At 74.7% G+C, this 22,213-nt stretch carries 21 protein-coding genes; 15 read left to right on the top strand and 6 right to left on the bottom strand.

Annotation, left to right across the window (positions count from 1 at the left end):
* Nucleotides 1–299 precede the first annotated feature (299 nt).
* The 8 genes from ACI795_RS01765 (at nt 300) to ACI795_RS01730 (ending at nt 7,975) form a co-directional block, all read left to right on the top strand.
* A complete protein-coding gene (locus tag ACI795_RS01765; protein ID WP_457073392.1) occupies nt 300–1,265 on the top strand; it encodes a Rossmann-like and DUF2520 domain-containing protein in 966 nt (321 codons plus the stop codon).
* Entirely contained in the window at nt 1,262–2,116 is an 855-nt protein-coding gene (panC, locus tag ACI795_RS01760; protein WP_457073391.1) for a pantoate--beta-alanine ligase, read from the top strand. Before ACI795_RS01765 ends, panC begins: the two co-directional genes overlap by 4 nt.
* Nucleotides 2,117–2,127: 11 nt before the next feature.
* A complete protein-coding gene (panD, locus tag ACI795_RS01755) occupies nt 2,128–2,541 on the top strand; it encodes an aspartate 1-decarboxylase (RefSeq protein WP_457073389.1) in 414 nt (137 codons plus the stop codon).
* Between the two features lie 14 nt (nt 2,542–2,555).
* Nucleotides 2,556–4,229, top strand: coding sequence for an L-aspartate oxidase (locus ACI795_RS01750; protein ID WP_457073387.1), 1,674 nt, complete (start codon nt 2,556–2,558; stop codon nt 4,227–4,229).
* Nucleotides 4,226–5,146 (top strand): carboxylating nicotinate-nucleotide diphosphorylase, encoded by a 921-nt coding sequence (gene nadC / locus ACI795_RS01745; protein ID WP_457073386.1) that lies wholly within the window; start codon nt 4,226–4,228, stop codon nt 5,144–5,146. Before ACI795_RS01750 ends, nadC begins: the two co-directional genes overlap by 4 nt.
* Before the next feature lie 2 nt (nt 5,147–5,148).
* Nucleotides 5,149–5,946: a type III pantothenate kinase gene (locus tag ACI795_RS01740; RefSeq protein WP_457073384.1), complete on the top strand. Its 798-nt coding sequence runs from the start codon at nt 5,149–5,151 to the stop codon at nt 5,944–5,946.
* Between the two features lie 26 nt (nt 5,947–5,972).
* Nucleotides 5,973–7,478 carry a lysine--tRNA ligase gene (gene lysS / locus ACI795_RS01735; RefSeq protein WP_457073383.1) on the top strand — a complete coding sequence of 502 codons (1,506 nt, stop codon included), beginning with the start codon at nt 5,973–5,975 and terminating at the stop codon, nt 7,476–7,478.
* Between the two features lie 143 nt (nt 7,479–7,621).
* On the top strand, nt 7,622–7,975 hold the full coding sequence (locus ACI795_RS01730) for a histone-like nucleoid-structuring protein Lsr2 (RefSeq protein WP_457073382.1): 354 nt from the start codon (nt 7,622–7,624) through the stop codon (nt 7,973–7,975).
* A 137-nt stretch (nt 7,976–8,112) separates the two neighbouring features.
* Here the strand turns inward: ACI795_RS01730 and ACI795_RS01725 are convergent, their stop codons facing one another.
* A complete protein-coding gene (locus ACI795_RS01725) occupies nt 8,113–8,628 on the bottom strand; it encodes a putative immunity protein (protein ID WP_457073381.1) in 516 nt (171 codons plus the stop codon).
* Between the two features lie 260 nt (nt 8,629–8,888).
* Here ACI795_RS01725 and ACI795_RS01720 point away from each other — a divergent pair, with 260 nt between their 5' ends.
* Nucleotides 8,889–11,432 (top strand): ATP-dependent Clp protease ATP-binding subunit, encoded by a 2,544-nt coding sequence (locus tag ACI795_RS01720; protein ID WP_457073380.1) that lies wholly within the window; start codon nt 8,889–8,891, stop codon nt 11,430–11,432.
* Between the two features lie 179 nt (nt 11,433–11,611).
* Here ACI795_RS01720 and ACI795_RS01715 read toward each other — a convergent pair whose 3' ends face one another.
* Nucleotides 11,612–12,523 (bottom strand): A/G-specific adenine glycosylase, encoded by a 912-nt coding sequence (locus ACI795_RS01715; protein WP_457073378.1) that lies wholly within the window; start codon nt 12,521–12,523, stop codon nt 11,612–11,614.
* A 164-nt stretch (nt 12,524–12,687) separates the two neighbouring features.
* Between ACI795_RS01715 and ACI795_RS01710 the strand changes: the two genes are divergently transcribed.
* A complete protein-coding gene (locus tag ACI795_RS01710; protein ID WP_457073377.1) occupies nt 12,688–13,371 on the top strand; it encodes a MucR family transcriptional regulator in 684 nt (227 codons plus the stop codon).
* Nucleotides 13,372–13,395: 24 nt separating this feature from the next.
* On the opposite strand, the gene disA is transcribed toward ACI795_RS01710, so the two are convergent.
* The 4 genes from disA to ACI795_RS01690 all read right to left on the bottom strand — a co-directional run bounded on the left by disA (nt 13,396) and on the right by ACI795_RS01690 (nt 18,023).
* A complete protein-coding gene (disA, locus tag ACI795_RS01705; protein ID WP_457073376.1) occupies nt 13,396–14,478 on the bottom strand; it encodes a DNA integrity scanning diadenylate cyclase DisA in 1,083 nt (360 codons plus the stop codon).
* Between the two features lie 113 nt (nt 14,479–14,591).
* On the bottom strand, nt 14,592–15,959 hold the full coding sequence (gene radA / locus ACI795_RS01700; RefSeq protein WP_457073375.1) for a DNA repair protein RadA: 1,368 nt from the start codon (nt 15,957–15,959) through the stop codon (nt 14,592–14,594).
* Between the two features lie 58 nt (nt 15,960–16,017).
* The gene (locus ACI795_RS01695; protein ID WP_457073374.1) at nt 16,018–16,686 is read right to left on the bottom strand and encodes a copper chaperone PCu(A)C; all 669 of its coding nucleotides are present in this window, start codon (nt 16,684–16,686) and stop codon (nt 16,018–16,020) included.
* 476 nt (nt 16,687–17,162) lie between these two features.
* Nucleotides 17,163–18,023, bottom strand: coding sequence for a UbiA family prenyltransferase (locus ACI795_RS01690; RefSeq protein ID WP_457073373.1), 861 nt, complete (start codon nt 18,021–18,023; stop codon nt 17,163–17,165).
* Nucleotides 18,024–18,153: 130 nt separating this feature from the next.
* Between ACI795_RS01690 and ACI795_RS01685 the strand changes: the two genes are divergently transcribed.
* Genes ACI795_RS01685 through rlmB form a run of 5 tightly spaced genes read left to right on the top strand, consistent with a single transcriptional unit; the run spans nt 18,154 to nt 22,211 of the window.
* On the top strand, nt 18,154–18,636 hold the full coding sequence (locus ACI795_RS01685; RefSeq protein WP_153362320.1) for a CarD family transcriptional regulator: 483 nt from the start codon (nt 18,154–18,156) through the stop codon (nt 18,634–18,636).
* Between the two features lie 35 nt (nt 18,637–18,671).
* Nucleotides 18,672–19,346, top strand: coding sequence for a 2-C-methyl-D-erythritol 4-phosphate cytidylyltransferase (gene ispD, locus ACI795_RS01680; RefSeq protein WP_457073372.1), 675 nt, complete (start codon nt 18,672–18,674; stop codon nt 19,344–19,346).
* Nucleotides 19,343–19,849 (top strand): 2-C-methyl-D-erythritol 2,4-cyclodiphosphate synthase, encoded by a 507-nt coding sequence (gene ispF / locus ACI795_RS01675; RefSeq protein ID WP_457073370.1) that lies wholly within the window; start codon nt 19,343–19,345, stop codon nt 19,847–19,849. Before ispD ends, ispF begins: the two co-directional genes overlap by 4 nt.
* Nucleotides 19,846–21,246, top strand: coding sequence for a cysteine--tRNA ligase (cysS, locus tag ACI795_RS01670; protein WP_457073369.1), 1,401 nt, complete (start codon nt 19,846–19,848; stop codon nt 21,244–21,246). The genes ispF and cysS overlap by 4 nt, the downstream gene beginning before the upstream one ends.
* A complete protein-coding gene (gene rlmB / locus ACI795_RS01665; RefSeq protein ID WP_457073367.1) occupies nt 21,228–22,211 on the top strand; it encodes a 23S rRNA (guanosine(2251)-2'-O)-methyltransferase RlmB in 984 nt (327 codons plus the stop codon). The genes cysS and rlmB overlap by 19 nt, the downstream gene beginning before the upstream one ends.
* Nucleotides 22,212–22,213 lie beyond the last annotated feature (2 nt).

Below are 22,213 nucleotides of genomic sequence, written 5' to 3'. Positions count from 1 at the left end.
GGCGCCGGCTCCGCTGCCGGCGCGCGCCTCAACGTAACCAGCACCGGCTCACCCGGCCGGACCACCCGGGTGAGCCAGGACACACGGCTCGGCCGTTGCCCGGGGCCGGGACGGTGACAGACTCGATGCCGACACGTCACCTGCGTGACACGCCTCCGGGCGGTTGCAGCGGGCGGGGTGCTCTGGAACACCGCACGGCCAGCACCACCGCACAGCACGACTCCGGCCCACGACGACGTGGGACGACGCGACCTGAGTCCGGTACCCGCGAGGGACTGGAACGAGAGGGTGCACCCGGGATGCCGATCCGTCCCTCCCGCGCGGGAGACGCCGCGCCGACCGTCCTGCCCGCCCCCGGGCTCGCCCCGGCCGCCGAGGCCCCTGCCCGTCTCCGCGTCGGCGTTCTCGGCGCCGGCCGCGTGGGCGCCGTGCTCGGTGCCGCGCTCGCCGCCGCCGGCCACGACGTGGTCGCCGCCTCCGGGCTCTCCGCCGCCACCCGCGAGCGCGCCGCCCGGCTGCTGCCCGGGGTGCCGCTCCGCCCGGCCGACGAGGTCGTCGCCGCCAGCGACCTGGTGGTGCTGGCGGTTCCCGACGACACGCTGCGTGGACTGGTCGCCGGCCTGGCCGAGACCGGCCGCTGGCGCCGTGGGCAGCTGGTCTTCCACACCTCCGGCGCGCACGGCCTGGCCGTGCTCGAGCCGGCCGAGCAGGCTGGTGTCCTGCCGTTGGCGCTGCACCCGGCGATGACCTTCTCCGGCGGCCCCGAGGACGCCCAGCGGCTGACCGCCAGCCCGTTCGGGGTGACCAGCCGGCCCGAGCACCGGGCCGTCGCCGAGACGCTGGTGCTGGAGATGGGCGGCGAGCCGTTCTGGGTGGCCGAGGCCGACCGGCGGCTCTACCACGCGGCGCTGGTCACCGGCGCCAACCACCTGGTCACCCTGGTCGCCGAGGCCGCCGACCTGCTGCGCACCGCCGGGGTCGACGCGCCCGCCCGGGTGCTGGGGCCGCTGCTCACCGCGGCGCTGGACAACGGCCTGCGCCGCGGCGACCGGGGGCTCACCGGCCCGGTCAGCCGGGGCGACGTCGGCACCGTCCGCGACCACCTGGCGGCCCTCGCCGAGCGGGCGCCGGACTCGGTCGAGGCCTACGTGGCGCTGGCCCGGCGCACCACCGAGCGGGCGCTGGCCGCCGGCCGGCTCAAGCGGCACGAGGCCGGCCCGCTGCTGGACCTGCTGGACGGCTCCGCCGAGGAGGCCACCCGATGAGCCTGTCCGTCGGGGCGCCGGTGGTCGCCGAGACCACCGCCGAGCTGCGCCGGGTGCGCGCCGACCTGCCCGGCCCGGTGGTCCTGGTGCCCACCATGGGCGCGCTGCACGAGGGGCACCGCACCCTGGTCCGGGCCGCCCGCGAACGCGGCGGCAGCGTCGTCGTCTCGGTGTTCGTCAACCCGACCCAGTTCGGGCCCGGAGAGGACTTCGACCGCTACCCGCGGACCTGGGACGCCGACCTGGCCGCCCTGGCCGAGGAGGGGGCCGACGTCGTCTTCCACCCGCCGGTCGAGGAGGTCTACCCGCCCGGCGCGGTCGGCGTGACCGTGCACCCGGGCCCGCTGGGCTCGGTGCTGGAGGGCGCCGTCCGCCCCGGGCACTTCGCCGGTGTGCTCACCGTCGTCGCCAAGCTCTTTGGCCTGGTCCGGCCGGACGCCGCGGTGTTCGGCGAGAAGGACTACCAGCAGCTCACGCTGATCCGGGCGATGGCGGCCGAGCTGGCGCTGGGGGTGGAGGTGGTCGGCGTCCCGACCGTCCGCGAGGCCGACGGCATGGCGCTCTCCTCCCGCAACCGCTACCTCGCCCCGGAACAGCGGGCCGCCGCCGCCGCGTTGTCCGCGGCACTGCGCGCCGGGGCAGCCGCCGGGGCGCAGGGCGCCGACGCGGTGCTCGCCGCGGCCCGCACGGTGCTCGACGCGGCCCCCGACCTCCTCCAGGACTACCTGGAGCTGACCGATCCAGATCTGGGACCGGCGCCCGTCGCCGGACCCGCGCGGCTGCTGGTCGCCGCCCGCGCCGGCACCACCCGCCTGATCGACAACACCGCTGTGGAACTGGGGTACCGCTGATGATGCGCACGATGCTCAAGAGCAAGATCCACCGGGCCACGGTGACCCAGGCCGACCTGCACTACGTCGGCTCGGTGACCATCGACGAGGACCTGCTGGACGCCGCGGACCTGCTGCCCGGCGAGCAGGTGGCGATCGTCGACGTCACCAACGGCGCCCGGCTGGAGACCTACGTGATCCCCGGCGAGCGCGGGTCCGGCGTCATCGGGATCAACGGCGCCGCCGCCCACCTGGTGCACCCGGGCGACCTGGTCATCCTGATCAGCTACGGCCTGATGGACGAGACCGAGGTGAAGTCGTACCTGCCGAAGGTCGTGCACGTCGACGGCGCCAACCGCGTCGTCGAGCTCGGCGCCGACCCGTCCGCCCCGGTGCCGGGAGCGCCGGACCAGCAGCGCAGCGACCGCGGCGTCCCCGTCCGGTGACCGCTGCCGCAGAAATGGCCATTTCTGCGGGGGCGCCCACCCGGTTGCCGCTGCGGCTGTCGGCGCCGGCCCCCGGCTGGGAGCTGACCGCCGACGTCTGCGTCGTCGGCTCCGGGGTCGCCGGGCTGTGCGTCGCGCTGCACGCCCGCGCCGCCGGGCTCTCGGTCGCCGTCGTCACCAAGGTGGAGGTCGGCGACGGCTCGACCCGCTGGGCGCAGGGTGGCATCGCCGCCGTCCTGGACCCGGCCGACACCCCCGCCGCGCACGCCCGGGACACCGAGGTCGCCGGCGTGGGGCTCTGCGAGCCGGCCGCGGTGCAGGCCCTGGTCACCGAGGGGCCGGAGCGGCTGCACCAGCTGATCAGCTGGGGCGCGGCGTTCGACCGCGACCCCACCGGCCGGCTGCTGCTCACCCGCGAGGGCGGTCACTCGACCGACCGGATCGTGCACGCCGGCGGCGACGCCACCGGCGCGGAGGTGCAGCGGTCGCTGGTGCAGGCCGTCGCCGCCGACCCCGGCATCACCCTGGTCGAGCACGCGATGGTGCTCGACCTCGTCACCGACGCCGCCGGGCGTGCCTGCGGGGTGACGCTGCACGTGCTGGGGGAGGGCAGCGCCGACGGCGTCGGTGCGGTGCGGGCGCGGGCCGTCGTGCTGGCCACCGGCGGCATGGGCCAGGTCTACGCCTCGACCACCAACCCCTCGGTCTCCACCGGCGACGGCGTGGCCCTGGGCCTGCGCGCCGGGGCGGTCGCCACCGACCTGGAGTTCGTCCAGTTCCACCCGACCGCCCTGTACCTGGGTCCGGCCGCCCGGGGGCAGCAGCCGCTGGTCTCCGAGGCGCTGCGCGGCGAGGGCGCGGTGCTGCGCGACGGCGCGGGGGAGCGGTTCCTGGTCGGCGTGCACGAGCTGGCCGAGCTGGCGCCCCGCGACGTCGTCGCCAAGGCGATCACCCGCGTGCAGCTGCGCGACGGCGTCGACCACGTCTGGCTCGACGCCCGGCAGGTGCCCGGGCTGGCCGCCCGCTTCCCGACGATCGTGGCCCGCTGCCGGGAGGCCGGGATCGACCCGGTGACGGACCTGGTGCCGGTGACCCCGGCGGCGCACTACGCCTCCGGCGGCCTGGTCACCGACCTGGCCGGGCGGACGACGGTGCCGGGGCTCTACGCCTGCGGGGAGGTCGCCTGCACCGGCGTGCACGGCGCGAACCGGCTGGCCTCGAACTCGCTGCTGGAGGGGCTGGTCTTCGCCGGCCGGATCGGCGCGGCGCTGGCGCGCGAACTGCCGGTGCCCGGCCTGCCGGCCGGCGTCGATCCCCGCGCAGCAGGCCTGCTGGACGCCGACGTGCGAGGTGCGCTGACCGCCACCATGTCCGCCGAGGTCGGTGCCCTGCGCAGCGGCGCCGGCCTGGCCGCCGCCGGCGAGCGGATCGCCGTCCTGGCCGAGCTCGCCGGGGACGACGTCGAGCCCGGCGTGCCCGGCTGGGAGACCACCGACCTGTTCACCGTGGCCACCGCGATCACCGCTGCGGCCACCGCGCGCGAGGAGACCCGTGGCTGCCACTGGCGCGAGGACCACCCCGACGCCGACGACGACTGGCGGGTGCACCTGGACGTGCGCCTGGACGCCGACGGCGGGGTCACGGTGACCCGCCGTCCCGTCGGCACACCCCCGGGGGTGCAGTGGTGAGTGCCACCGACCTGACCGGCACCGGCTTGGACCCGGCCTGGGTCGAGGAGCTGGTCGAGCGGACCCTGACCGAGGACCTGACCGGTGGCGCCCCGCTGCCCCGGCAGCCGGACGTGGCGGTCGGCTACGACGTCACCAGCGCCGCGACCGTCCCCGGCGACCGGTACGGCGCCGCCGACCTGGTGGCCCGCGCCGACGGCGTCGTCGCCGGGCTGCCGCTGGCCGCCCGGGTCTTCGCCCGGCTGGCCCCCGGCGTGACGCTGACCGCCTCCGCCGCCGACGGGGACCGGGTGCGCCGCGGCGACGTCCTGCTCACCGTGCGCGGCCCGGTGCGGGCGCTGCTGGCCGCCGAACGCAGCGCGCTGAACATCGCCAGCCGGGCCAGCGGCATCGCCACGGCCACCCGCGCCTGGGTCGACGCGGTGGCCGGCACCGGTGCCACCGTGCTGGACACCCGCAAGACCACCCCGGGGTTGCGTCCGCTGGAGAAGTACGCGGTGCGCTGCGGTGGCGGGTCGAACAAGCGGATGGGCCTCTACGACGTCGCCATGGTCAAGGACAACCACGTCGCCGCGGCCGGATCGGTGGCCGCCGCCGTGGCACTGGTGCGGGAGCGCGCGCCGAAGGTGACCGTGCAGGTCGAGTGCGACACCGTGGCGCAGGTCGGCGAGGCCCTGGACGCGGGTGCGGACTTCCTGCTGTTGGACAACATGACCCCCGACCAGCTGCGGCAGGCCGTCACGCTGGTGGGCGACCGGGACGTCGAGCTGGAGGCCACCGGCGGGCTCACCCTCGCCGTCGCCGCCGAGGTCGCCGCCACCGGCGTCGACTACCTGTCCGTGGGCGCGCTCACGCACTCCGCGCCGATCCTCGACCTCGCCCTCGATCTCCGACCACTCGACCTGCGGGCGGGCTGACCGTGCTGCTCACCGTGGACGTCGGGAACAGCCACACCGTGCTGGCCACGTTCGACGGCGACCGCCGGGTCGGGAGCTGGCGGGTGACCACCCGGTCGCGGGCCACCGCCGACGAGCTGCTGTTCCTGTGGCGGGGGCTGCTGCGCGACACCGAGGTCACCGGTGTGGCCGCCTGCTCCACGGTGCCCGCGCTGCTGCCGGCACTGCGCCAGCTGCTGGACTCCCTCGCCGTCCCGGTCACCCTGATCGGGCCCGGGGTGCGCACCGGGGTGCCGCTGCACGTGGACAACCCGCGGGAGGTCGGCGCCGACCGGGTGGTGACGGCGCTGGCCGCGCACGAGCTGTACGGCCGCCGGCCCGACGGCAGCGGCCGGCCGGTCGTCGTCGTCGACTTCGGCACCTCGACCAACGTCGATGCCGTGGGCCCCGACGGGCAGTTCCTCGGCGGCGCGCTGGCCCCCGGCGTCGAGGTGAGCCTGGACGCGCTGGCCACCCGGGCGGCGCAGCTGCGCTCGGTGGAGCTGACCGTGCCCGCCCAGGCGATCGGGAAGAACACCGTGGCGGCGCTGCAGTCCGGGTTGGTCCTGGGCTTCGCCGGGCTGGTCGACGGCCTGGTCGACCGGATCGCCGGGGAGCTGGTGGCCCAGTTCGGCGCGGCGCCGGTGGTGGTGGCCACCGGCGGTCTGCACCGGCTGGTCGCCGACAGCTGCCGGTCGATCGCCGAACGCGATCCAGACCTCACCGTGCAGGGTCTGCGGCTGGCCTTCGCGCGGCACCAGGGCGGTGCCGCCCAGCGCTGAGCGGTCCGCCCGTAGGCTGGGACCCCGTGAGCGAGGAACCCCCCGGCAACGTCGACGACGAACTCCCCGAGCAGCTGCGGGTCCGGCGGGCCAAGCTGGACCGGCTGCGCGAGGCCGGGGTCGACCCGTACCCCGTCACGGTGGCCCGCACGGCCAGCCTGGCCGACGTGCGCGCCGAGCACCCGGACCTGCCGCCGGACACGATGACCGGCGAGCGGGTCGGCGTGACCGGGCGGGTGATCTTCTCCCGCAACACCGGCAAGCTCTGCTTCGCGACGCTGCGCGAGGGCGACACCGAGCTGCAGGTCATGCTCTCGATCGACCGGGTCGGCGAGGAGCTGCTGGCGGCCTGGAAGGCCGACGTGGACCTCGGCGACCACGTGCTGGTCACCGGCGAGGTCGGGACGTCGCGCCGCGGCGAGCTCTCGGTGTTCGGCGACTCCTGGCAGCTGGCCGCCAAGGCGCTGCGCCCGCTCCCGGTGGCGCACAAGCCGATGAGCGAGGAGCTCCGGGTCCGCCGGCGCTACGTCGACCTGATCGTCCGGGACGAGGCGCGGCGCACGGTGCAGGAACGCGCCGCGGTGATGAGCGCACTGCGGTCCGGGCTCGTCGGACGAGGTTTCCTCGAGGTCGAGACGCCGATGCTGCAGACCGTGCACGGCGGGGCGGCGGCGCGTCCTTTCCGGACGCACATGAACGCCTTCGACCTGGACCTCTACCTGCGCATCGCGCCGGAGTTGTTCCTCAAGCGCTGCATCGTCGGTGGCCTGGACCGGGTCTTCGAGATCAACCGGAACTTCCGGAACGAGGGAGCGGACTCCTCGCACTCCCCGGAGTTCGCGATGCTCGAGTTCTACGCCGCCTACGGCGACTACTCCGACGGTGCCCGGATCACCCGCGAGCTCATCCAGGAATGCTGTGCGGCGTTGTTCGGCGACCATGTCGCGCGGCACCACGACGGCACGGAACTGGACCTCTCCGGCGAGTGGCCGCAGCGCCCGCTGTACTCGCTGGTCTCCGAGGCGGTGGGGGAGGAGGTCACCCCGCAGACGCCGGTCGAGCACCTGCGCGCCCTCGCCGAGCGGCACGAGGTCGGCGTCGACCCGGCGTGGCTGCCCGGCAAGGTGGTCGAGGAGATCTTCGAGGCGCTGGTGCAGCACACCCTGCAGAGCCCGACGTTCGTCGTCGACTACCCGCTGGACACCTCACCGCTGACCCGCGCGCACCGGTCGGAGGCCGGGTTGGCGGAGAAGTGGGACCTCTACATCGGCGGCATCGAGCGGGGCACCGGCTACTCCGAGCTGGTCGACCCGGTCGCCCAGCGCGAGCGGTTCACCCAGCAGGCGCTGCTGGCGGCGGCCGGTGACCCCGAGGCGATGGTGCTCGACGAGGACTTCCTGGAGGCCCTCGAGTACGGCATGCCGCCCACCGCCGGTGTGGGCATGGGCATCGACCGGCTGATGATGACGCTCACCGGACTCGGCATCCGGGAGACGATCCTGTTCCCGCTGGTCCGGCCGATCCATTCCTGACCTGCGTTTTCCCACACATCCGCGTGAAATGCGTGGGCGGATTGGTGGAAATGGCCGGCAATGTGGTGCAATGGTCCGGGTCGGCCTCCGGGTCGGCAAAATGCACTGGCCACGGGGGCTGACGCAACAGGAGTGGAACAACAATGGCTCGCAAGGTCCAGGTGATCCTCAGTGACGACCTCGACGACAGCATTCCCGCTGACGAGACGGTGACCTTCGCCCTCGACGGGACGACGTACGAGATCGACCTGTCGGAGAAGAACGCCGCGGAGATGCGCGACGTGCTCGGCAAGTACGTCTCGGCGGCGCGCAAGGTGAGCAGCCGTGGCACCCGGGCCTCCGGTGGCGGGCGTTCCCGGGCGACCGGTGGCGGCGGCCGGATGGACCGCGAGCAGGCCGGCGCCATCCGCGACTGGGCCCGCAAGAACGGCCACGAGGTCAGCGACCGCGGCCGCATCCCGGCCAGCGTCGTCGAGGCCTTCGAAGCCGCTCACTGAGGAAGGACCCCGCTCCTCCCCACGCCTCGCGAGCTCGGCGCGGGCCCCTGGAGCGGGGCCGTTCCATCGCCTCACCACGGCCCGGCTCCCCTCGAGGGGCGCCGGGCCGTCGGCGTCCCCGGGGCCGGGCCGCGCGCTCAGCAGTCGAACACCGACCAGCAGATGTCGTTGCGCAGCCGCTGGTCGTCGAGGACCAGCGCGCGGACCGGCTCGGGGAGCTGGTCGCGCTGCCACCGGCACTCGCGTCGTCCGGCGGCCTCCGCCGCGCCCGCCGGGGCGGCCGCACGGGCGGCCTTGATCGCGTAGGCGGCCGCGCCCAGGTCGTGCGCGGCGACGTGGGCCACCGCGCCGGCCTGGCCGGCGGCGTAGGCGGCGTGCCGCGGCGCCCCGCGCAGGTCCCGGGCCGCGCCCATGGCATGGCCGCCCGCGGCGCGCGCCTGCATCATCGGGACCTCGCCGCGGACCCAGGCGCGGGCGTGCTCGATCGCCCGACGGGGCCGCGGGTCCTCCGGCCGGGCGGACTCGAACAACGGGAGCACGTGCGCCGCGCACGCCGCCGCCCACAGGGCGAGCAGGTGGTGGTCGGCGTCGGTGAGGGTGCCGCCGCGGCGGACCGTCACCAGCCGGGGGTCCGGCACTCTCGGGAGGATCACGGTGGCTCTCCTGTCCGCTCGGGGCGTCCGCTGACGGCGTAACGGCGGCACGGGGGCGGCGGAACACCGTCAGTGGGACGACAGTTGACTCTCACGAGCCCCCGATCAGGTCTGACGGCCTCGTCTCGGCGCAGGTCGGGCGGTGCGAACTACAGTGGAACGACCGGTGCCCCAGCGCGCCGACGTACGTCGGGTGTCCACCGTCCCCTGCCGGGGACACGAGCACAGCAGGTCCAGCCGGTCAGAGGGAGATACAGCAGATGTTCGAACGGTTCACCGACCGAGCCCGTCGGGTGGTCGTCCTGGCCCAGGAAGAGGCCCGGATGCTCAACCACAACTACATCGGCACCGAGCACATCCTCCTGGGTCTGATCCACGAGGGTGAGGGCGTCGCTGCCAAGGCGCTGGAGTCCCTCGGCATCTCGCTGGAGGGCGTCCGGCAGCAGGTGGAGGAGATCATCGGCCAGGGCCAGCAGGCCCCGTCCGGCCACATCCCCTTCACCCCCCGCGCCAAGAAGGTGCTCGAGCTGTCCCTGCGCGAGGCGCTGCAGCTCGGCCACAACTACATCGGCACCGAGCACATCCTGCTCGGCCTGATCCGCGAGGGCGAGGGCGTCGCCGCCCAGGTCCTGGTGAAGCTCGGCGCCGACCTCAACCGGGTCCGCCAGCAGGTCATCCAGCTGCTCTCCGGCTACCAGGGCAAGGAGCCGGCCGCCGCCGGTGGCCCGGCCGAGGGCACGCCGTCGACCTCGCTGGTCCTCGACCAGTTCGGCCGCAACCTGACCCAGGCTGCCCGCGACTCCAAGCTCGACCCGGTCATCGGGCGGGCCAAGGAGATCGAGCGGGTCATGCAGGTCCTGTCGCGGCGGACCAAGAACAACCCGGTCCTGATCGGTGAGCCCGGCGTCGGCAAGACCGCCGCCGTCGAGGGGCTGGCCCAGGCCATCGTCAAGGGCGAGGTGCCCGAGACGCTGAAGGACAAGCAGCTCTACACCCTCGACCTCGGGGCGCTCGTCGCCGGTTCCCGCTACCGCGGTGACTTCGAGGAGCGGCTGAAGAAGGTCCTCAAGGAGATCCGCACCCGCGGCGACATCATCCTGTTCATCGACGAGATCCACACCCTCGTCGGGGCGGGCGCTGCCGAGGGCGCGATCGACGCCGCCAGCATCCTCAAGCCGATGCTGGCCCGCGGTGAGCTGCAGACCATCGGCGCCACCACGCTGGACGAGTACCGCAAGCACCTGGAGAAGGACGCCGCGCTCGAGCGCCGCTTCCAGCCCATCCAGGTCAGCGAGCCGACCCTCGCCCACACGGTGGAGATCCTCAAGGGCCTGCGCGACCGCTACGAGGCGCACCACCGGATCAGCATCACCGACAGCGCCCTCGTGGCCGCGGCGACGCTGGCCGACCGGTACATCTCCGACCGTTTCCTGCCGGACAAGGCGATCGACCTGATCGACGAGGCCGGCGCCCGGATGCGGATCAAGCGGATGACCGCCCCGCCGGACCTCCGCGAGTTCGACGACCGGATCGCCGGCGTCCGCCGCGAGAAGGAGTCGGCGATCGACGCGCAGGACTTCGAGAAGGCGGCCTCCCTCCGCGACAAGGAGAAGCAGCTGCTGGGCGAGAAGGCCGAGCGGGAGAAGGCGTGGAAGGCCGGCGACATGGACGTCGTCGCCGAGGTCGACGACGAGCAGATCGCCGAGGTGCTGGCCAACTGGACCGGCATCCCGGTCTTCAAGCTCACCGAGGAGGAGACCTCCCGGCTGCTCCGCATGGAGGACGAGCTCCACAAGCGGATCATCGGCCAGGAAGAGGCCATCAAGAGCGTCAGCCAGGCGATCCGGCGCACGCGGGCGGGCCTCAAGGACCCCCGTCGCCCCGGTGGCTCGTTCATCTTCGCCGGCCCCTCGGGTGTCGGTAAGACCGAGCTGGCCAAGGCGCTCGCGCAGTTCCTCTTCGGCGAGGACGACGCCCTCATCCAGATCGACATGGGCGAGTTCCACGACAAGTTCACCGTGTCGCGGCTCGTCGGTGCCCCTCCCGGCTACGTCGGTTACGACGAGGGTGGCCAGCTGACCGAGAAGGTGCGGCGCAAGCCGTTCTCGGTGGTCCTCTTCGACGAGATCGAGAAGGCGCACGCCGATGTCTTCAACACGCTGCTGCAGGTGCTGGAGGACGGCCGGCTGACCGACGGTCAGGGCCGGATCGTGGACTTCAAGAACACGATCCTGATCCTGACCACCAACCTCGGGACGCGGGACATCTCCAAGGCGGTCGGCCTCGGCTTCCAGGCCGGGAACGACAACCAGAGCAACTACGAGCGGATGAAGCTCAAGGTCAACGAGGAGCTCAAGCAGCACTTCCGGCCGGAGTTCCTCAACCGCATCGACGACATCGTCGTGTTCCACCAGCTGACCGAGGACGAGATCATCCACATCGTGGACCTCATGCTCGCCCGCCTGGAGACGCAGCTGAAGAACAAGGACATGGCGATCGAGGTCACCCCGGCGGCGAAGAAGCTGCTGGCCGCCCGGGGCTTCGACCCGGTGCTGGGTGCCCGCCCGCTGCGGCGGACCATCCAGCGCGAGATCGAGGACGCGCTGTCGGAGAAGATCCTCTACGGCGAGCTGACCAGCGGTCAGATCGTGGTGGTCGACGTCGACGAGTCCGACGACCCGACCAAGTCGACCTTCACCTTCCGCGGTGAGGCCAAGCCGATCGACGTGCCCGACACGCCGCCGGTGGCGCTCTCCGGCGCCGACGGCGACGACGAGGGGCCGGCGGCGGCGCAGGCCGACTGACGAAGGACCTCGTTCTCCTCACCCCTCGCACGCTCGGGGCGAGCCTCTGAACGAGGCCCGACAGGGGCCGTCTCCCAGCCGGGAGGCGGCCCCTGTGCCATGCAGGGCCCCGCTGCCCCCCACCGCTCGCACGCTCGCGGTGGGGGCCTGCAGCGGGGCCGGGAGCGCCGCGTCGCTCGCTAGGAGGGGAGCCGGAACCTGCCGTCGGCGGTCTGCTCGACCAGGCCGTCGACCAGCAGCGAGTCCAGGCAGCGGGAGCGCTGGACGGCGTCGTCCCAGGCCGGCACCAGGGCATCGGCCTCCACCGGCTCGTGCGCGGCGCGCAGCACGTCCAGCAACCGGCCGCGCACCTGCCGGTCGGTGCCGGCGAACTTCTGCACCCGGCGGGGTGGCCCGTCATGGACCGGGGAGCCGGCCAGCTGCCAGGCACAGCGGTCGCGCACCGGGCAGGCGGGGCACCGCGGCGTCCCGGCCACGCAGACCAGCGCGCCGAGCTCCATCACCGCCACCGAGAAGCGGACGGCGCGGGCGTCGTCGACCGGTGCCAACGCGGCGATGTCGCCGAGGTCGGTGGCGCGGGCCGGTGCGGCCTCGGCGCGGCCGTGCACCAACCGGGCCACGACCCGGCGGACGTTCGTGTCGACGACGGGCTGCCGCCGGCCGTGGCCGAAGCAGCTCACCGCCCGGGCGGTGTACGTGCCGACGCCGGGCAGGGCCTCCAGTTCGGGCACGTCGGCCGGCACCTGGCCGCCGTGCCGTTCGGTCAGCGCGACCGCGGCCTCCCGCAGCCGCAGGGCCCGCCGCGGGTAGCCGAGCTTCCCCCAGGCGCGGATGACCTCGGCGGGGCTCTCGGCAGCGAGCGACGCCGGAGTGGGCCAGCGGCGCAGCCACTCGCGCCAGACGGGCTCCACGCGGGCCACCGGCGTCTGCTGCAGCATCACCTCGCTGACCAGGACCGCCCACGGGTCGGTCCCCGGCGCCCGCCACGGCAGGTCGCGCGCGGCCCGGGCGTACCAGTCGACGATCGTCTCCCCGACCGGCTCGAGGCCGTCGGTGGCGGGGGACCGGTCGCTGTCGGCGGGAGCGCTCACGAGCGTCCAGTGTGCCCGGTGGTGGACGCGGTGGACCGGTCCGCCACGGAGCGTCACCGTCGGGTCGCGGGCCGATGACTGCGGTGCGACCTGCGCCCTCGGTGCGCGATCGGTCCGGGCGTGGCGCGCGACCCCCGCCGCGGACGGGGAGCTAGCGTCGTCACGTGCTCCACCCGGTCGGCCCCCTGCCCGCCGCCGTCTACTGGCGGCGGCGGCTGCTCGTGCTCGGGTGCGCCGTGGGCGTCCTGGGCGGTGGCAGCTGGGTGGCGGTCGCGGCGACCACGGGGAAGGACGCCGAGGTCAGGGCCGAGGCGTCGGTCGACGGTGAACCGGCCGTCCCGCCCCTGCTGGACCAGGTGACGCCCTCGCTGGCCGCGGTGGAGGTGCCCTCCGCGGCGCCCACCCCGGACGAGCCGGCCGACGAGCCGTCACCGGAGCCGACCGGTCCGGCCCCGGGGGACCGGTGCAGCGACGAGATGATCGCGGTCGAGGTCCGGCCCCAGCCGGCGACCACCCCGGTCGGCAGCAAGCCCACCTTCGACCTCGTGGTGAGCAACGTGTCGGAGGTGCCGTGCGTGCGCACCCTGGACAAGCAGCTGCAGGAGATCGTGCTGCTCGACGGCGCCGGCAACCGGCTGTGGGGCAGCAACGACTGCTTCCCGGAGACGACCTCCGACGACCGCACGCTCCAGCCGGGGGAGTCGGTCTCCTTCCCGGTGCTCTGGGGCGGGCTCACCAGCAGCCCTGACTGCGCCACTGAGCGGACCCCGCCCCCGCCGGGGAACTACGTGCTGCGCGGCCGGCTGGACACCCGGACCAGCCCCGACGCCGCCTTCACCCTCACCTAGGAGCCGCCCCGGCAGCGGGGCAGCTCAGCTGTAGCGGTCGAGGATCGAGGTCTCGGCGAGTCGGGAGAGGCCCTCACGGATGCCGCGGGCGCGGGCCTCGCCGACGCCCTCGACGGCGAGCAGGTCCTCGATGGTCGCGGCCAGCAGCTTCTGCAGTCCGCCGAAGTGGGTGACCAGCCGGTCGATGATCCCGGCGGGCAGCCGCGGCACCCGGGCCAGCAGGCGGTACCCGCGCGGGCTGACCGGGGAGTCGAGGGCGTCGGGGGAGGTGGGCAGCCCGTAGCAGCGGGCCACCGCCGACAGGTCGAGCAGCTCGGTGGCGGACAGCGCTCGCAGGTCGCTCAGGACCTCCTCGCCGGTACGGCCGCGCCGGCCGCTGGGCAGGTAGTCGCGGACGAGCAGGCCGCGGTCCTCCTCGACGCCGGCGAGCATCTCGTCCAGCTGCAGGGCCAGCAGGCGGCCGTCGGTGCCGAGCTCGATGACGAAGCCCTCGATCTCGTCGGCGATCCGCCGGACCATCTCCAGCCGCTGGCTGACGCTCATGGCGTCGCGAACGGTGACCAGGTCCTCGATCTCCAGGGCGGACAGCGTGCTGGCGACCTCGTCCAGCCGCAGCTTGTACCGCTCCAGGGCGCTCAGCGCCTGGTTGGCGCGGGCCAGGATCGTGGTCGGGTGCTCGAGGATGTAGCGGCGGCCGGTGACGTACACCGAGATGATGTGCATCGACTGGCTCACCGAGATCACCGGGAACCCGGTCTGCAGCGCCACGCGCTCGGCGGTGCGGTGCCGGGTGCCCGACTCCTCGGTGGGGATCGTCGGGTCGGGCATGAGGTGCACCCCGGCCCGCACGATGCGGGTGCCGTCGTAGGAGACGATCACCGCGCCGTCCATCTTGGCCAGCTCGCGCAGCCGGGTGGCCGACAGCGCCACGTCCAGGGCGAACCCGCCGGTGCACAGCGACTCGACCACCCGGTCGTAGCCGAGCACGATCAGGGCTCCGGTGCGGCCGGCGAGGATCCGCTCCAGACCGTCCCGGAGCGCGGTGCCCGGGGCGATCCGACCGAGCAGTTCCCGCAGCGCAGCCTCGGGGTCCACAGCGGGGGGCACGAGCGCTCCTGACGGTCGGGCGATACGGCCGCTGATCCTACGCGGCTCCCCTCCTGGGTCGGTCACCTCGGGTCCTCCCTGCGGGTGACCGGCGGCGTCTCCAGCACGCTCGGTCACCACAGGCGTGCGAAGGCGCCGCCCAGGTCGGGGACCTCGATCAGCCGCATGCCCTTGGGGGCCGGCCCGGAGTCGACCGGCACCAGCGCTGCGGTGTACCCCTGCCGGGCGGCCTCGGCCAGCCGCCGGCCGGTGCCGCCGACCCGGCGGATCTCCCCGGACAGCCCGACCTCGCCGATGGCGACCAGGCCTGGCGGCAACGGGGTGTCCTTGGAGGCGGAGGCGATCGCCAGGGCGAGCGCGAGGTCCGCGGCGGGCTCGATGATCCGTACCCCGCCCACCGAGGCGGCGAAGACGTCGGCGTCCCCGAGACGGATGCCGCCCCGCCGCTCGACGACGGCGTTGACCATCGCCACCCGCTGGGAGTCCAGGCCGCTCACCGCGCGCCGCGGTGAGCCGCCACCGCCGCTGGTGGCCACCAGCGACTGCACCTCGGCCAGCAGCGGCCGGCTGCCCTCCATGGTCACGGTCACGCAGCTGCCCGGCACCGGGGCCGAGCGCCGGGAGACGAACAGGTGCGAAGGGTCGGGGACACCGACCACGCCGCCGTCACCGATCTCGAAGCAGCCGATCTCGTCGGCCGGGCCGAACCGGTTCTTGGTGGCCCGGATCATCCGCAGCGTCGAGTGCCGTTCGCCGTCGAAGCTGATGACGACGTCGACCAGGTGCTCCAGTGCGCGGGGCCCGGCGATGGCGCCGTCCTTGGTCACGTGGCCGACCAGGATGGTGGTCATCCCGCGGGTCTTGGCGACGGCGGTCAGCGCGCTGGCCACCGCCCGGACCTGGCTGGCCCCGCCGTCGGTGCCGTCGACCGCCGGCGAGCGCACGGTCTGCACGCTGTCGAGGACCAGCAGCGAGGGGGTGACGTCCTCGACGTGGGAGAGGACCGCCGACAGCTCGGTCTCGGCGGCCAGGTAGAGGTCGTCGTGCAGCGCGCCGATCCGCTCGGCGCGCAGCCGCACCTGCGCGGCGGACTCCTCGCCCGACACGACCAGTGTGGGGCCGTTCGCGGCGGCGACCCGGTGGGCGACCTCGAGCAGCAGCGTGGACTTCCCGACGCCCGGTTCACCGGCGACGAGCAGCACCGCACCGGGGACCAGCCCGCCGCCGAGCACCCGGTCGAACTCCGGGATGCCGGTGGGCACGGCGCGGGCGCCGGCGAGCTCGACCTGCGCGATCGGCCGGGCCTTCGCGCTGACCGGGCCGGCCGAGACCGCCCGCAGCGGGGCGGCGACCGCACCGACCTCCTGGAGGGTGCCCCACGCCTGGCACTCGGGGCAGCGGCCGACCCACTTGGCGGAGGTGTGGCCGCACTCGGAGCAGCGGTGGGCGGGGCGGGCGGACTTCACGCCGGAGGGAGGCACCCCGCCATGGTGGCGGCGGGGTACGACAGAACGGGGGAGGAGCGGGTGAGCCGGCGGCTCACTCGTCCGCGGACTCGGAGGACTCGGACCCGGGCTCGGTCGGCTGGGCGCCGCCGGAGCCCTCGCTGTGGGTGCCCCCGCCGCTGGCGCCCTCGCCACCCTCTTCCTCGTGGTGGAAGTCGTAGCCCTCACCACGGGGCAGGTCGCGGGTCGGGATCCCCACCGGGACGTCGACGGTGACCTCGCCGGCCTCCTCGAAGGTGAACGTCACCGGGATGTACTGGCTGACACCGAGGGGCTCGGAGAGGCCGAGCAGGGTGATCGCGGGCCCGTCACCGTTGCCGAGGTGGACGATCTCGCCGGCGGGCACGGTGACGTCCAGCGAGCTGCCGCCGGTGGTGCCGGCGGCGACCGCCTCGGCGGCGGGGTCCACGACCTCGACGTCGGTGAAGTCCGGGCCGGTGATCGAGACCAGCGTGTCGTCGGTCTGGGCCTCGCTGATGATCGCGCCGATCAGCCGCGCGTCACCCCCGGCCGGGTACTCGCCACCGGTCGGGTAGGGCAGCTGCAGGCCGCGCAGGACGACGCCGTCGGCGTCGGCGTTGACGCCGATGTTCTGCTCCTGGGTGGCGGTCTGGGCCACCTGCCCCGCGCTGCAGGCCGAGAGCGCGGCCGGGGACAGCAGCAGGGCACCCAGCGCGGCAGCGCGCAGTGCGCGGCGGTTCACAGCGTCGACCTCCAGGAGACGTGCCGGCCACCGAGGACGCCGGTGGCACGAGTCGCGGTGAGCGTAACGGTCCCCCCGCGATGTCCGCTGGGAGGTGAGGCCCGTGGCGAGTGCGCGCGCACCGCGGGGGCGCGCTGCCGGTGCCCCGGCCACGGCCGACTTCCCAGCTCAGGCGCCGGACACCCGGCGCTGGTGCTCCGCCGACCAGCTCGGCGGCCACCTCCTCGACGCGCCGGACCAGCCGGTGCTGCTGGTCGAGTCGCGGCGCCGGGCGGCCGAGCTCGGTGAGCAGGCGCTGTTCCTGCAGACCGACACCCGCGCCGAGGCGCTGGGCCGACTCGCCGAGCCGCTGTCGGTCTGCGCGCCGACCACCTGGCCGGCAACCGGTGGATGCGCCAGCCGCTGGCCGGGCTCGGCCGGCTGCGCGCCCTGGAGGCCGTGGTCGAGCAGGGGCAGCTGCGCGGCACGCATGCGCTCTAGGTGAGCGCCGCGCCGCCGGCGAGCAGCAGGACGACGTCGAGCACGGTCAGCAGCATCACCGCGGGGAAGGCCAGCCGCCGGGCCCGCGGGCTGCCGGCCATCGCCGCGACCACGACGGCGGGGGCCGCGACGACGCAGGCCAGCCAGCCCAGCGCGCTCGGCGGACCGGCGGGGCCGAGCACCAGCAGCAGTGACGCCGCTCCGAGCAGCAGCGCGCCGGCGATCGCCGAGGGCACCGGCCCGACCCGGTGCGGCAGGCCGCGGACGCCGGTGGCCAGGTCGTCGTCGACGTCGGGTGCCACGTTGGCGACGTGGGCCGCACCGCCGAGCGCCGCCCCGGCGGCCACCAGCCACCAGGGTGCGGCGGGTGCGCCGGGAGCGGCGGCGACCACGCCGGCGGGGAGCGCGCCGAATCCGGTCAGGTAGGGGAGTGGTGACAGCGCGGTGCGCTTGAGGCCGGCGTCGTAGGCCAGCCCGCTGGCGACCAGCACGAGCAGCAGCAGCCCGGGCACGACGCCCAGGGCCAGGGACGTGCCGATCGCGACGGCGACGGCGACGAACGTCGCCCGGCCCAGCAGCGCCGGGGTGAGCAGGCCCTGAACGACGGGCTTGTCGGTGCGCCCGACGGCCCGGTCCCGGTCGGCGTCCAACCAGTCGTTGCACCAGCCGATCGAGGCCTGCCCGGCCAGCACCGCCACGCCGACCAGCACGGTCCGCCCCGCGGGGACACCGGCGGCGAGCGCCAGCAGGACGGCGACGGTGGTGACCGCCAGCGCCGGCCCGAGGTGGGTCGCGCGGGCCAGCGCCGCGGCGGTCGCGAGCGGTCCGGAGCGGCGCGCGACGTCCTCCGACTGCACACCGACCACCTCCCTGTCAACCCCCGGCTGACCTCGCTCAGGCCCCTGACCTGCACGTTTGTCGCACTCTGCCGAGCCCGGTGGCATTCTCCCGTGGTAACCTGGGGTGAGCGAAAGGGGTCACATCCACATGGGCTTCACTGTTGGCGAGACCGTTGTCTACCCGCACCACGGCGCGGCGCTCATCGAGGCGATCGAGCAGCGCACCATCAAGGGCGTCGAGAAGTCGTACCTCGTGCTGAAGGTCGCCCAGGGCGACCTGACCGTCCGCGTGCCGGCCGACAACGCCGAGATCGTCGGCGTTCGCGACGTCGTCGGCCAGGAGGGGCTCAACCGGGTGTTCGAGGTGCTGCGCGCCCCCCACACCGAGGAGCCGACCAACTGGTCGCGTCGGTACAAGGCCAACCTCGAGAAGCTGGCCTCCGGTGACGTGAACAAGGTCGCCGAGGTCGTCCGCGACCTGTGGCGCCGCGACAAGGACCGTGGCCTCTCCGCCGGCGAGAAGCGGATGCTGTCCAAGGCCCGCCAGATCCTGGTCAGCGAGCTCGCGCTCGCCGAGGGCACCAACGAGGACAAGGCCGAGGTCCTCCTCGACGAGGTGCTGGCCTCCTGAGCCAGCACCACCCCCGCACCACCCGGACCACTCCCGTGCACGCTGTCGGCATCGTCGCAGCGGCCGGGAGTGGTCTGCGTCTGGGGGCAGAGCTGCCGAAGGCGCTGGTCCCGCTCGGTGGCCGGCCGCTGGTCTGCTGGGCGGTCGACGCACTGCGCGCCGGCGGGGTCGACGAGGTCGTCGTCGCCGTTCCCGGCCCGCAGCAGGCCGCCTTCGCCGCCGTCCTCCCCGCTGACGTGCACGTGGTGGTCGGTGGCGACACCCGCACCGCCTCGGTCCGGGCCGCGCTGGCCGCCGCCCGCGCCCGGGCCGGCGACCGGGGGCGCACCGCGGTGCTGGTGCACGACGCGGCCCGCCCGCTCACCCCGCCCGACGTCGTCGCGCGGGTGCTGGCCGCCCTGGCCGCCGGCGCCCGCGCCGTCGTCCCGGTGCTCCCGGTCGTGGACACCACGGTCGTGGTCGACGACGACGGCGTGGTCGCCGCCGACGTCCCGCGCCCACCGCTGCGCCGCGTGCAGACGCCGCAGGGGTTCGACGGCGACACCCTGGTCGAGGCGTACGCGCGGACGGCCGGGGCGGCGGCGGAGTTCACCGATGACGCCTCGGTGGTGCGCGCCGCCGGCATCCCGGTGCGCACGGTCGCCGGGGACGAGCGGGCTGCCAAGATCACCGTGGCGCACGACCTCGCCCTCGCGGAGCTGCAGCTGTGACCGACCTGCCCCGCGTCGGCATCGGCACCGACGTGCACCCGATCGAGGCCGGCCGGCCGTGCTGGCTGGCCGGGCTGGAGTGGCCGGGCGCCGACGGCTGCGCCGGGCACTCCGACGGCGACGTCGTCGCCCACGCGCTCACCGACGCCGTCCTCTCCGCCGCGGGCCTGGGCGACATCGGCGGCCTGCTGGGCACCGACGACCCGCGCTGGTCCGGCGCCCGGGGCGCCGCCGTGCTCGAGCACGTCCGTGCGGTGCTCGCCGAGGCCGGCTGGGCGGTCGGCAACGCCAGCGTGCAGCTGATCGGCAACACCCCGAAGGTGTCGCAGCGGCGGGCCGAGGCCGAGGCCGTGCTCTCCGCGGCGCTCGGCGCACCGGTCGGCCTGACCGCCACCACCACCGACGGCCTCGGGCTGACCGGGCGCGGTGAGGGGCGGGCCGCGGTGGCCACTGCGCTCGTGGTCCGGAGCGTCTCGCCGGCGCCCGTAGGATCGACCGGGTGAGCCTCCGCCTGTACGACACGGCCGCGCGTGCCGTGCGTGACTTCACGCCCCTGCGTGCAGGACAGGTCTCCATGTACGTCTGTGGCCTGACCGTGCAGGGCCCGCCGCACATCGGGCACATCCGCTTCGCCGTCGCCTTCGACGTGCTCCGCCGCTGGCTGGAGCACGGGGGCAACGAGGTCACCTACGTCCGCAACGTCACCGACGTCGACGACAAGATCCTCACCAAGGCCGCGTCGGCCGGCGTCCCGTGGTGGGCCTGGGCGTACGAGAACGAGCGGGCGGCCACCCGTGCCTACGAGGTGCTGGGCACCCTGCCGCCCACCTACGAGCCGCGGGCGACCGGGCACGTGCCGGAGATGGTCGAGCTGATCGAGCGGCTCATCGAGCGCGGGCACGCCTACACCGTCGACGGCGACGTCTACTTCGACGTCCGGTCCTTCCCCGGCTACGGCGAGCTGACCGGCCAGAAGCTCGGCGACCTGCAGCCGGCGGCGGACACCGACACCGACGAGCGCAAGCGCGACCCCCGCGACTTCGCGCTGTGGAAGTCGGCCAAGCCGGGCGAGCCGGACACCGCCTCCTGGCCGACGCCCTGGGGGCGCGGGCGCCCCGGCTGGCACCTGGAGTGCTCGGCCATGGCCGAGAAGTACCTGGGGGCGGAGTTCGACGTGCACGGTGGCGGGCTGGACCTGCGCTTCCCGCACCACGAGAACGAGCGCGCCCAGTCCCAGGCCGCCGGCGACGGGTTCGCCCGGTACTGGCTGCACAACGCCTGGGTGACCATGGGCGGCGAGAAGATGAGCAAGTCGCTGGGCAACACCGCGCTGGTCGACGAGGTCGTCCGGCGGGTCCGCCCGGTGGAGCTGCGCTACTACCTGGTCGCCCCGCACTACCGGTCGACGATCGAGTTCACCGACGCGGCGCTGGAGGAGGCCGGGGTCGCCTACCGGCGGATCGAGTCCTTCGTCCGCAAGGCGGCCGAGCGGGTCGGGGCCGACAGCGGCAAGCAGGAGCCCACCCCCGAGTTCGCCGCCGCGATGGACGACGACCTGGGCACCCCGGCGGCCGTCGCCCACCTGCACGAGCAGGTGCGCGCGGGCAACACCGCCCTCACCGACGGCGACGACGACCGGGTCGCCGAGCTGCTGGGCCCGGTCCGGGCCGGCCTCGCCGTGCTGGGGCTGGACCCGCTCGACCCGCAGTGGGCCGACGCCGGCGACCGGCGCCTGGTCGAGGTCACCGACGGCCTGGTCCACCTCGCGCTCGAGCAGCGCACCGCGGCCCGCGCCCGCAAGGACTACGCGGCCGCCGACGCCATCCGTGACCAGCTCGGCGCCCTGGGCGTGCAGGTCGAGGACACCCCCCAGGGCACGCGATGGGAGCTGACGACCTGATGGCCGGCAACAGCCAGCGCCGGGGCCGCAGCAGCGGAGCCGGCAAGAAGACCGCCACGACCGGGACGGGCGGCAAGAACCGCCGGTCGCTGGCCGGCCGGGGCGCCACCCCGCCGGCCGCCGCGCGGCCGCACCACCCGGCCTACAAGAAGGCCAAGGCCGCTGCTGCCCGGCAGGACAACCGGGCCCGGGTGCAGCGCCGCAACGAGGAGGCGCCGGAGCTGCTGCTGGGCCGCAACCCGGTGCTGGAGGCGCTGCGCGCGCAGATCCCGGCGACGGCGCTCTACGTGGTCACCGGCGACTCCCGGGGTGGTGCCGCCACCGACGAGCGGATCGCCGAGTCGGTGCAGCTGGCCGCCGACCGCGGGCTGCCGCTGATGGAGGTCGGCCGGCCCGAGTTCGACCGGATGAGCGACGGGGCGCTGCACCAGGGCATCGGCCTGATGGTGCCGCCCTACGACTACGCGCACCCCGACGACCTGCTCGACATCGCCCGGGACTCCGGCCGCCCGCCGCTGCTGGTGGCGCTGGACGGGGTGACCGACCCGCGCAACCTGGGCGCGATCATCCGCTCGGCCGCGGCGTTCGACGCGCACGGCGTGGTCATCCCGCAGCGCCGGGCGGTCGGCATGACCGGTTCGGCCTGGCGGACCAGCGCCGGCGCCGCCGCGCGGCTGCAGGTCGCCCGGGCCACCAACCTGGCCCGCAGCCTGGCCTCCTACCAGGACGCCGGCCTGCAGACCGTCGGCCTGGCCGCCGACGGGGACATGAGCATCCACGAGTACGACGGGCTGGCCGACCCGGTCGCGCTGGTGGTGGGTGCCGAGGGCGCCGGGCTGTCCCGGCTGGTCCGCGAGCGCTGCGACGTCGTCGTCTCCATCCCGATCGCCCGGGAGACCGAGTCGCTGAACGTCAGCGTCGCCGCCGGCATCGCGCTGTTCGCCGCCGCCACCGCCCGGCGGTAGTG

It is taken from the genome of Modestobacter sp. SYSU DS0290 (genome assembly GCF_054050955.1).
This window is presented reverse-complemented; position numbering and strand designations above follow the sequence as displayed.